Source organism: Butyrivibrio sp. NC3005 (genome assembly GCF_000424545.1).
Taxonomy (GTDB): Bacteria; Bacillota; Clostridia; order Lachnospirales; family Lachnospiraceae; genus Butyrivibrio.
The window spans coordinates 1-9961 of sequence record NZ_AUKC01000072.1; the positions used below are offsets into that span (position 1 = coordinate 1).

Here is a 9961-nt window from a genome sequence, read left to right on the forward strand (position 1 = left end):
TTTGCGTAGTTTTTGGAACGCAGTGACAAGAAGTCATGCAAACTAGATATTAAAAAATGATCCGCCTTGAGCTAGTTTTACCACTTGATTTTTTCTTTTTAGAATATAAATTATAAATCTTCAGAAAAATCAAATGCGCATATCAGTATTTACATATGATTTATTATTTATTGGGTTAATTATAAAAACATCTGATGTTTCACGTGAAACATCAGATAACAAAGTTATATTTAATACGCCTATAAAATAAAATGCATATATAGTAAAAAGATATATTTAAAATATTGCTCAAAGCTATTTGATTTGAAAAGAAATACAAGCTAAGGCAGAAGAGTGTAGCATATTTCAACTTATTTTAAATTTATATCTACTACTAGATTAAAAACGCTCAACACATAACACACCAAAGCATATAATTATAAAATATATAATTCAAAACTTTCAATTCATAAAAAAGTATAGCAACCAAATACCTCTTTAAAAAACGAAGATAAACTATATTGTAAGAAACAAATATAAATCATAGAATCCTTTATAGTTATAAAAAATCCTCAATACTAATGATTAGCATTTTGATACATAATTCATATTTATAATTAAAATGAATTTACAAATAAGAAGCACGTATTAATTTAGTTGATTACAAATTAGATATTTTATAACAGTTTTGAATAATAATATACAAAAGACAGTAGTAGTTGAATGTACTCTTTCCTAGTTAATCATTATTACTTGCAACCATTTATAGTTTATTTAAAACCATCAATCATCAACGCAAAATGACACAACAACAACATTAATTGAAAATATCAATAAATTCATCAAAGCCCAAAGCTAAAACCTACACAAAAAATTTTTGGCATTAAAAGAAATTTACGTGACATGTACCAAATTTTCTCGAATAGCGCAATTAGGTTTTAATTTTACTTCACTGATTAATTTTGAAAGTGTATAATAAAAATTACGTTTTGGTTTAATAATGTTTCACGTGAAACATATTAAATATATAAGCTGAAACTCAAATACGATATGCTGTAATCACTACCAACAAAAACGTAACAGCTTAAATAAAAGTGATCTTACATATCAAATATTCTTTATATTATTCTGGGAGGATTTTAACATGGGAAGAATAATAGCCGTAGCAAACCAGAAGGGTGGAGTAGGAAAAACAACTACATCCATTAATCTCTCTGCAGCACTTGCAGAAACAGGAAAGAAAGTCTTAGTCATCGACACGGATCCACAGGGAAATACAACCAGCGGTCTTGGTCTTGACAAAAATTCAGTTGAAAACACAGTATATGAACTCATGCTGGACGAAAGCGATATTGAAGAATGTATCCACCATGAGATAATAGATGATTTGCCAACTCTTGATATCATTCCAGCTAACATAAATCTATCAGCAGCAGAAATCGAATTGATTGATGCAGAGCATAAAGAGTACATCTTAAAAGAAGCTGTAAAAAAAATAATGGATTCCTATGATTACATCATAATTGACTGTCCACCATCACTAAGTATGCTGACAGTTAACGCCATGACAACAGCCGACTCTGTACTTGTCCCAATTCAATGTGAATACTATGCATTGGAAGGACTTAGCCAATTAATACACACAATAAACCTAGTAAAGGATAGATTAAATCCAGAATTAAAAATGGAAGGTGTTGTATTTACAATGTTCGACTCTAGAACAAACCTTTCACTTCAGGTTGTTGAAAATGTAAAAGATCACATAGAAGAGAATGTTTTCAGAACAATCATCCCAAGAAACATTCGCTTAGCAGAAGCACCAAGCTATGGTATTCCAATTAATATGTATGAACCAAAGTCAGCTGGAGCAGAAGCTTATAAACTTCTTGCAGAGGAAGTAATAACCAACTCATAAGAGAAGTTTTTACAGAATTTGATTTGAACTTTCTATGTAACATCATTAAAGCAAATAGAAAACTATGACTTCTTGCTGAGATTTAGGATAATCATCAGCAAGAATCCTGCTTCGCAGGACAAAATTTGTCTTAACGACAAATTTTGATCTGGTACGGTTCTTGATTTTCCTGATGAAAACAATAACCTATAGATTTTTGTCACTACGTTCCAAAACTACGCAAACTGGCCATTTAAAAAGGCTTCGCCCTAGACCAGTTTGCCGCTTGACTTTTGTTCTCACGAAACTCGCAGTAAATGCAAGTTTCTGAATATAAGTGACAAAAAGTCATTCTTTTTGCCTTAATGAAATTCAAAATCACATACCACAGAAACAAACATAAAATTACAATCTTTAATCTGTGCAGCGTTTCATGTGAAACAAAACTTTCAAATGATTTTTGAAAAATCAAACAAAAAAGAATAATATAAGTCAATAATTACGAGACAAAATGATTCTACCAAAAATTATTTGAAAGAAGATGATTAAAACAACATCAATTGAATGAACAATTAAGATCAAGAGGATAAGGATATGTCAATGAAGGCGAAAAGAGGACTTGGAAGAGGACTTGATAGTCTTATTCCAAAAAACGAATTAAAAAAAGAAGAAGCTCCGGTTGTAATAGGAAACACTGTCACAAAAACTGAAAACAACACTGAAACCACAGCAAATATACACCAGGTAGAAGAGGTTGCTGACTCAAAAAAAATAGTCAAAATAACATCCGTCGAGCCAAACAGAGAACAGCCACGTAAGAACTTCGAAGAGGATGCACTCGAAGAACTCGCAGAATCCATCAAACAGGTTGGTGTAATACAGCCAATTTTGGTAAAAACCAAGAAAGATTATTACGAAATAATCGCAGGCGAAAGAAGATGGCGTGCAGCAAAACTTGCTGGTTTAAAAGAAGTACCAATTATAACCAGAGATGATTTAACAACAGAACAAATCGTTGAAATTCAGCTAATCGAGAATATTCAGCGCGAAGATTTAAACCCAATAGAAGAAGCAATGGGTTACCAGAAACTTATCAATGAATTCGGATTAAAGCAGGATGAAGTAGCAGAAAAAGTTTCCAAGTCCAGAGTAGCTATCACTAATACAATGCGACTTCTCAAACTTTGCAAAGAAGTTCAGCAAATGATTGTTGATGGAAAGATTTCCAGCGGACATGCAAGAACTCTTATCGCTATTGAAGATGAGAAACTCCAGCTCGAAATGGCTGAAAGAATTTTTGACGAAAAGCTTAGTGTAAGACAAGCAGAAAAACTCGTAAAGAGTCTTTCAAAAGTAAAAAAAGAACCAGTAGTAGAAGAGGTTGATTCAAACCTCGAAGCAATCTATCACGACCTTGAAGAAAGATGCAAACAGAAAGTTGGAACAAAAGTTTCAATTGTAAGCAAGGGAAACAAAGGCGCAGGCAAAATTGAGATTGAATTCTACAACAATGATGATTTAGAGAAAATCACAAGAATGCTAATGATATAAATAATATTTAAATATTGTGATAAATATTATTTTCAACCTAGTTAGAAGGAGTCTATTTCTAAAGATGAATAGCAATATTTTAAATAAAATAGGATTAGGATCAATTGATCCAGGAATTTATGTAATTGTGCTCGCAGTTCTCTGTTTTGTGTGCATTATTCTTAGTATCCTTGTAATCGCACAGGGATCAGAAATACAGAAACTAACCAATAGAATCAACAACTTCATGAGAGGAAGAGAAGCGCAAAGTCTTGAAGATCAGATAACTGAACTCTTTGAAGATAACAGATATATCAAGAAATTCACTGATGATAATAAGCAGGCAATAGCAGATATTAATGAACGTCTAACTCACTGTTTCCAGAAAGTTGGTGTTGTAAAATACGATGCAATTCACATGGGCGGCAAACTTAGCTGCGCAATTGTTCTTCTTGATGCAAACAACAATGGATATGTTATCAACTACGTTCATGGTAATGAGGGAAGTTATTCTTACACCAAGATTATCAAAGATGGTTCATCAGATGTAGATCTAGTTGCCGAAGAAAAAGAAGCTATGGATATAGCATTAAATTCTACTCTATTCAATTAAAGGTAGAAAAAAAGCCTTGAAATAAGTATAATATATGAGGTAAAGCTTTAAATTACATATAATATATAAACAAACTCTTTCACTTAACCGATATATTAATACGTGGAGAGAAAAAGGAGATATAATGTTAGACATAAAATTCGTTCGAGAAAATCCAGATGTAGTTAAAGAAAACATTAAAAAGAAGTTTCAGGATCAGAAACTACCTCTCGTTGATGAAGCTATAAGCCTTGATGCTCAGAGCAGACAAATCAAGCAGGAAGCTGATGACCTTAGAGCTAATAGAAACAAAATATCCAAGCAAATCGGTGCTCTCATGAAAGAGGGCAAAAAAGAAGAAGCTGAAGCAGTAAAAGCAGAAGTTACAAAGAATGCTGAAAGACTTGCTGAGCTTGAAGCAAAACAGAAAGAAGTTGATGATAAACTGTTAGAAATCATGTATGTAATTCCTAACATTATCGATCCATCTGTTCCGATTGGAAAAGATGACTCCTGCAACGTCGAAATTCAGAAATACGGTGAACCAGTTGTCCCTGATTTCGAAATTCCTTATCATACAGACATCATGGAGAAATTCAATGGAATCGATCTTGATGCTGCAAGAAGAGTAGCAGGAAATGGTTTCTACTACCTGATGGGTGATATCGCAAGACTTCATTCTGCAGTAATTGCTTATGCAAGAGATTTCATGATTGAGCGTGGATTCACATATGTAATCCCTCCATACATGATTCATGGAAATGTTGTTTCTGGTGTTATGAGCTTCCCTGAAATGGAAGCTATGATGTACAAAATTGAGGGAGAAGACCTCTACCTTATCGGTACATCTGAGCATTCAATGATTGGTAAGTTTATTGATCAAGTTGTTCCTGAAAATGAACTTCCTTACACTCTTACCTCTTATTCTCCATGTTTCCGTAAAGAAAAAGGAGCACATGGAATTGAAGAAAGAGGTGTTTACAGAATTCATCAGTTTGAAAAACAGGAAATGATTGTTGTATGTAAACCAGAAGAAGCTATGACATGGTACAACAAGCTTTGGCAGAACACAGTAGACCTTTTCCGTTCAATGGACATTCCAGTTCGTACACTTGAATGCTGCTCTGGTGATCTAGCTGATCTTAAAGTTAAGAGCTGCGATGTTGAAGCTTGGTCTCCAAGACAGAAGAAGTACTTCGAAGTAGGAAGCTGCTCTAATCTTGGCGATGCTCAGGCACGTCGTTTGAAAATTCGTGTAAAGGGCGAAAATGGAAATTATCTTGCCAATACACTTAACAACACTGTAGTTGCTCCACCAAGAATGCTCATCGCATTCCTTGAAAACAACTTACAGGCAGACGGTTCTGTAAGAATTCCAAAGGTTCTTCAGCCATATATGGGTGGAAAAGAAGTCCTTACTCCTAAGGCATAAAAGAAACACTAAAATTATAAATAAGTAGCCAGCACATTACTTTGTTGCTGGCTACTTGTAACATAAAAAACAGATAAGAAAGAATCTATATGCATAAATATTTAAGAGCTGCAGGTTTTTCAAACCTGGAAGGCAGACCCGCACTAGAAGGACTGCTAAACTTTACAGTAAGATATGCAGAAAAACGCTCTTATATTCCTAATGAGTATGGAGAAATTTTTTCTGTGTTCACAAAAGAATTTGCACCAGGACTTGGTCTTGCCGTTTGTGGAGAATTCAAAAATGATAATCACTTTATTTTTGAATACTATTTTCCATATGTTGTCGGCAAACATGTCTCAAGCTGTGAAGATATTACCGTAGAGCGACATAGTGCTACGGAATCATTTGCTGGAATATGTGATGATTCCAGACTTGGTATTACTATGATTTTTTATCTGCAGAATATCATATCTTACTTAAAAAATTCAGAATCCGGCCAAAAGCCTATTGATAACGTTAGTGTATCATTATCAGCTCTTGCTTTAAAAGGATGTGTTGTCTTGCCCATTGCAAAGACTCCATATCAAGAACGAATGTTAAAGAAAAAAAGTAAAAAAAGAGCAAAGCTTATCAATTCTGCCAAAAAAGGAAATGAAAATGCAATTGAAGCTCTAACACTTCAGGATATGGATATTTACTCTGTAATTGGAACAAAATCAGTAGCAGAAGATATCTTAACACTAGTTGATAATTATTTTATGCCAAGTAGCGTAGAAAGCGATAAATATAAAATACTCGCGGAAATTCAGGATTACGAACTTGTCATAAACAAATATACACAAGAGCCAGTTTACATCCTAACCGTTTTGTGTAATGGGATAAAAATGAATATTGGAATCTGCAAAAAAGATTTAATTGGCGAACCGGCTATAGGAAGACGATTTAAAGGTGAAATATGGCTGCAGGGACTAATTAATTTTCCGGAAGAAAAGTAAGCTAGGCTTGAAAAAACGGACATTTTATGATAAATTAACATATGTCGGTATAAACTGACATATGAATTGTATGGGTGGCACAGCTGGATAGCGCAACCGCCTCCTAAGCGGTAGGTCGGGGGTTCGAATCCCCTCCCGTACACTAAAGAGAGAATTACAGACGTAGTTCTCTCTTTTTTGTTTAAAAAACCATTGATTATAACAAGGACAATGAAAAGCATGAGCGAAGGAATGAGAGTTGGTATATCCGCATGCTCAAATGGGCATTTGAAGGAATGGGAATATCAGATAGATGAGTTAACAGCAGTGCTTAAAGGTTTTGAAATCGAGCCCGTGTTTGCACCTCATATATTGGTTACAACGGATGAATTCAGCGGAACAGATGAAGAAAGGGCTGCTGATCTCATGCGCTTTTATGAAGACGATTCTATTGAGGCGATATATGATATTTCCGGTGGTGATTTGGCAAATGGAGTTTTGAAATACATTGATTTTGATGTAATTGCAAATTCAAGAAAAAGATTCTGGGGTTATAGCGACCTTACAACTGTGATAAATGCTATTTATGCAATGACGGGAAAATCCTCTGTTTTATATCAGGTAAAAAATATGGTATATTCCGAAGCTGATCTGCAGAAAAAAAGATTCGCAGATTATTTGTCAGGAAATAAGGAATCGTTATTTGATTTTAATTATGAGTTCCTTCATGGCAATCACATGGAAGGCATAGTGGTAGGCGGCAATATACGATGCCTATTGAAGCTGGCTGGAACAAAATACTGGCCTGATATGAATGGAAAGATTATTTTACTTGAATCTCTGGGTGGAGGATCAGGACAGGTAGCTACGTTATTTACACAACTAGAGCACATCGGAGTATTTGAGCAGGTTTCCGGAGTGCTGCTTGGAACATTTACAAATTATGAAAAAGCAGATTTAGAACTGTCGGTTTATGATTTGCTTAAAATGCATGTTTCGAGTTCATTACCTGTTGCTACTACAACAGAAATAGGACATGGACACAATTCCAAAGCTATTGAGATAGGAGAAAAACTTGAATTACCAAGGATACATCATTTATCGTGAGAGGCTACGAAGAAATTGGAGTCAGGCAGGATTGTGCAAAGGGATTTGCGCAGTATCATACTTATCTAAAATCGAAACTGGAAAAGCAGAACCGTCAGAGGATGTTTTGAGGCTTCTCCTGAATAGGCTTGAATTACATATTGAACCGGAAATTGAGCTAGAAGCCACTGAATTGGCCAACAAATGCTGGAATCTACTATTTGACGGTAGGCATGATCAATTAAGCGAACTTCTAAAGTCAAAGGATATTGAATACTATCGGGCCACACCTTTATGGTTAGATTTGACCTTACTTTCTTCTAAAAGTCCACTAGATACTGCGTTGGAATCCTGTATGGATAAAAGGCAATTGGCACTTCAGCGAATATTACAAGGGCAGGAGACTGAGGCAGTAAGACTTATGCCATGCGCATATACTTACTTGATGTTAGGCATATCAGACTACAAGGTTGGAAACTATTCATCATCAATTGATGCTCTCCAGACAGCCTATGATTTGGCGAGCATGGAAGGTAGAGTAAGGATTATGCTGAATGCAAAACTTTTCCTTGGAAATGCTTATGGCAATCAGCAGTACATTCCCAATATGGATCGTCATTATCAGATTGGAAGGAGACTGGCAGAAGATTTACAAGATCAAAGAGCGCTGCACTATATCGGATATAATACAGCATCTTCCTGGATTGAAATAGGGCGATATGAGGATGCATATACATGGTTTTCCAAGCAGGAAACACACACACTTATGTCCTTACATAAATTGGCAATTTGCTGCGAAAAAACTGGGCGCTTTGAAGAAGCTCTTGCAGCTTTGGACCGGGCAGAAACCATGAATGATGAGGAAATCAATATGAATCTTGCACTGCAGTTACTCAGGTTGGTTCGATATAGATTAGAACACTCAGACTATCTTACACATGATGAATATGGTTCTTTACTTTTGGATTGCTTTACCCGCATGCAAAAAGAATTGCCATCAGGATATGCAATATTCCACTTGCCTTGGGTATTAGAATGGTATAAGGCAACTAGACAGTACAAGAAAGTATGTGACTTGTTAGAAGAATTTCCTAAAAAAATAGTTTAAAGCATTGTTTAACCCGTATATTTTGGTGATATTTTCCCAAATATACGGGATTTTTTTCACTTAAATGAACTGCTACACTATTTACGGAGGTGATTCTAATGAAAAAAACGAAACTTTGGACTCGAAACTTCCGCTTAGTGTTTATTGCTTCAGCTCTTGGTACAATTGGATCAATTGCAGGAAGCTTCGCTTTAGCATTTCTGGTCTATGATGAAACCGGGAGTACGCTTGCATCGGCTCTTATTATGGCAATTCAGTTAATTCCACAGTTATTACTACCTGTAATCGTCGCACCATTTATGGATCGATTACCACGAAAGACATTCTTGGTTGCAGGTGATATCGCAAATACCTTTTTACTGCTTGGAATGGGATTGTGGCTACTTTACTTTGACTTTTCCTATGTTGGTTATCTGTCAGTATCTTTGCTTTTGGCTTGTATAGGTTCCGTTGATGAGCTGGCTTTTACCAGCATCTATCCGGAGTTGATTCCGGAAGGATCTGAGCAAAAGGGCTATGCTGTATCGTCTATGCTCTATCCGGTACTAAAGGTAGTCATGACACCATTAGCTGCCGTTCTTTTGGATACAGTTGGTGTTGCATGGATTTTGGTTGCACAGAGTGCATTGTCCTTTACAGCTGCAATTACAGAGAGTTTTATATGTTTGGATGAAACAAATAGACATGATCGAACGCCATATTCTCTAAAAGCATGGGCGCTTGATATACATGAGGCTGTCCGGTACCTAAAGAAAGAACGAGGTCTTTGCGGTATATATGAATATATGGCAGTCACCAATGGTGTTGCGAGCGGTTTTTCTCCTATTCTTGTAGCTTTCTTCCGTACTTTCCCGGGCTTAACTGCTACTATGTATTCAGCATTTTCAGTAGTAGAGTTTGCAGGACGAACAATTGGTAGCGCGCTGCAATATCGAATAGAGATTCCTAACAAGAAGAAGTTTGGTTTCGTGTTCTTTGTTTATCAAGTCTACGAAGCAATGGATATGAGCTTACTTTGGCTTCCCTATCCGTTGATGCTGGTCAACAGAGGGATTTGTGGCTTTCTTGGCAGCAACAGCGCAATTATGCGAAGTGCAGCGGTGCAAACTTATATTCCTGAGAGACTTAGGTCTCGAGTCAATTCTTTCGAAGGTGTACTGATTACAGCTGGGGCAAGTGTATTTTCACTATTGATGGGGGTTCTAGGGGAGATACTTGATTATAGGTGGTGTCTCTCAATTGGCGGTGCAATCGCTATGCTTTCAAGCTGGTTACTAATTTGGGGTAGACGAAAAGACGTTCGTATGATATATGAACCTGATATAGAGATTGTCAAAGAAGCAATATAGATATTTATAGATTTTTGTCACTGCGTTCCAAAAAC

General features: G+C 35.8%; 8 protein-coding genes, 1 tRNA gene and 1 pseudogene. All 10 read left to right on the forward strand.

Annotated features, from left to right (window positions below; translation table 11 throughout):
* Positions 1-1123 precede the first annotated feature (1123 nt).
* The 10 genes and pseudogenes from G634_RS0114350 (at position 1124) to G634_RS0114390 (ending at position 9926) form a co-directional block, all read left to right on the forward strand.
* A complete protein-coding gene (locus G634_RS0114350) occupies positions 1124-1894 on the forward strand; it encodes a ParA family protein (RefSeq protein WP_026505854.1) in 771 nt (256 codons plus the stop codon).
* Positions 1895-2473: 579 nt separating this feature from the next.
* The gene (locus G634_RS0114355) at positions 2474-3424 is read left to right on the forward strand and encodes a ParB/RepB/Spo0J family partition protein (RefSeq protein WP_442855647.1); all 951 of its coding nucleotides are present in this window, start codon (positions 2474-2476) and stop codon (positions 3422-3424) included.
* A gap of 64 nt (positions 3425-3488) precedes the next feature.
* Entirely contained in the window at positions 3489-4016 is a 528-nt protein-coding gene (locus G634_RS0114360) for a DUF4446 family protein (RefSeq protein ID WP_026505856.1), read from the forward strand.
* Between the two features lie 124 nt (positions 4017-4140).
* The gene (serS, locus tag G634_RS0114365; RefSeq protein WP_026505857.1) at positions 4141-5427 is read left to right on the forward strand and encodes a serine--tRNA ligase; all 1287 of its coding nucleotides are present in this window, start codon (positions 4141-4143) and stop codon (positions 5425-5427) included.
* A gap of 89 nt (positions 5428-5516) precedes the next feature.
* Positions 5517-6404 (forward strand): DUF3881 family protein, encoded by an 888-nt coding sequence (locus tag G634_RS0114370; RefSeq protein WP_026505858.1) that lies wholly within the window; start codon positions 5517-5519, stop codon positions 6402-6404.
* 68 nt (positions 6405-6472) lie between these two features.
* Positions 6473-6546 (forward strand) — tRNA-Arg (locus G634_RS0114375).
* Between the two features lie 77 nt (positions 6547-6623).
* Positions 6624-7490: an LD-carboxypeptidase gene (locus G634_RS0114380; RefSeq protein WP_242826825.1), complete on the forward strand. Its 867-nt coding sequence runs from the start codon at positions 6624-6626 to the stop codon at positions 7488-7490.
* A gap of 31 nt (positions 7491-7521) precedes the next feature.
* A pseudogene (locus G634_RS22175) lies at positions 7522-7572 on the forward strand (hypothetical protein); the annotation flags it as partial.
* Between the two features lie 252 nt (positions 7573-7824).
* Positions 7825-8577, forward strand: a complete 753-nt coding sequence (locus G634_RS0114385) for a tetratricopeptide repeat protein (protein WP_242826826.1) — start codon at positions 7825-7827, stop codon at positions 8575-8577.
* A 98-nt stretch (positions 8578-8675) separates the two neighbouring features.
* Positions 8676-9926 carry an MFS transporter gene (locus tag G634_RS0114390; protein WP_026505861.1) on the forward strand — a complete coding sequence of 417 codons (1251 nt, stop codon included), beginning with the start codon at positions 8676-8678 and terminating at the stop codon, positions 9924-9926.
* The last annotated feature ends 35 nt before the right edge of the window (positions 9927-9961 follow it).

Bases quoted from the DNA above. Each gene is read 5' to 3' on its own strand.
- G634_RS0114380 (WP_242826825.1), top strand. From the start codon at position 6,624: ATGAGCGAAGGAATGAGAGTTGGTATATCCGCATGCTCAAATGGGCAT.
- serS (WP_026505857.1), top strand. From the start codon at position 4,141: ATGTTAGACATAAAATTCGTTCGAGAAAATCCAGATGTAGTTAAAGAA.
- G634_RS0114390 (WP_026505861.1), top strand. From the start codon at position 8,676: ATGAAAAAAACGAAACTTTGGACTCGAAACTTCCGCTTAGTGTTTATT.
- G634_RS0114370 (WP_026505858.1), top strand. From the start codon at position 5,517: ATGCATAAATATTTAAGAGCTGCAGGTTTTTCAAACCTGGAAGGCAGA.
- G634_RS0114385 (WP_242826826.1), top strand. From the start codon at position 7,825: ATGGATAAAAGGCAATTGGCACTTCAGCGAATATTACAAGGGCAGGAG.
- G634_RS0114350 (WP_026505854.1), top strand. From the start codon at position 1,124: ATGGGAAGAATAATAGCCGTAGCAAACCAGAAGGGTGGAGTAGGAAAA.
- G634_RS0114360 (WP_026505856.1), top strand. From the start codon at position 3,489: ATGAATAGCAATATTTTAAATAAAATAGGATTAGGATCAATTGATCCA.
- G634_RS0114355 (WP_442855647.1), top strand. From the start codon at position 2,474: ATGAAGGCGAAAAGAGGACTTGGAAGAGGACTTGATAGTCTTATTCCA.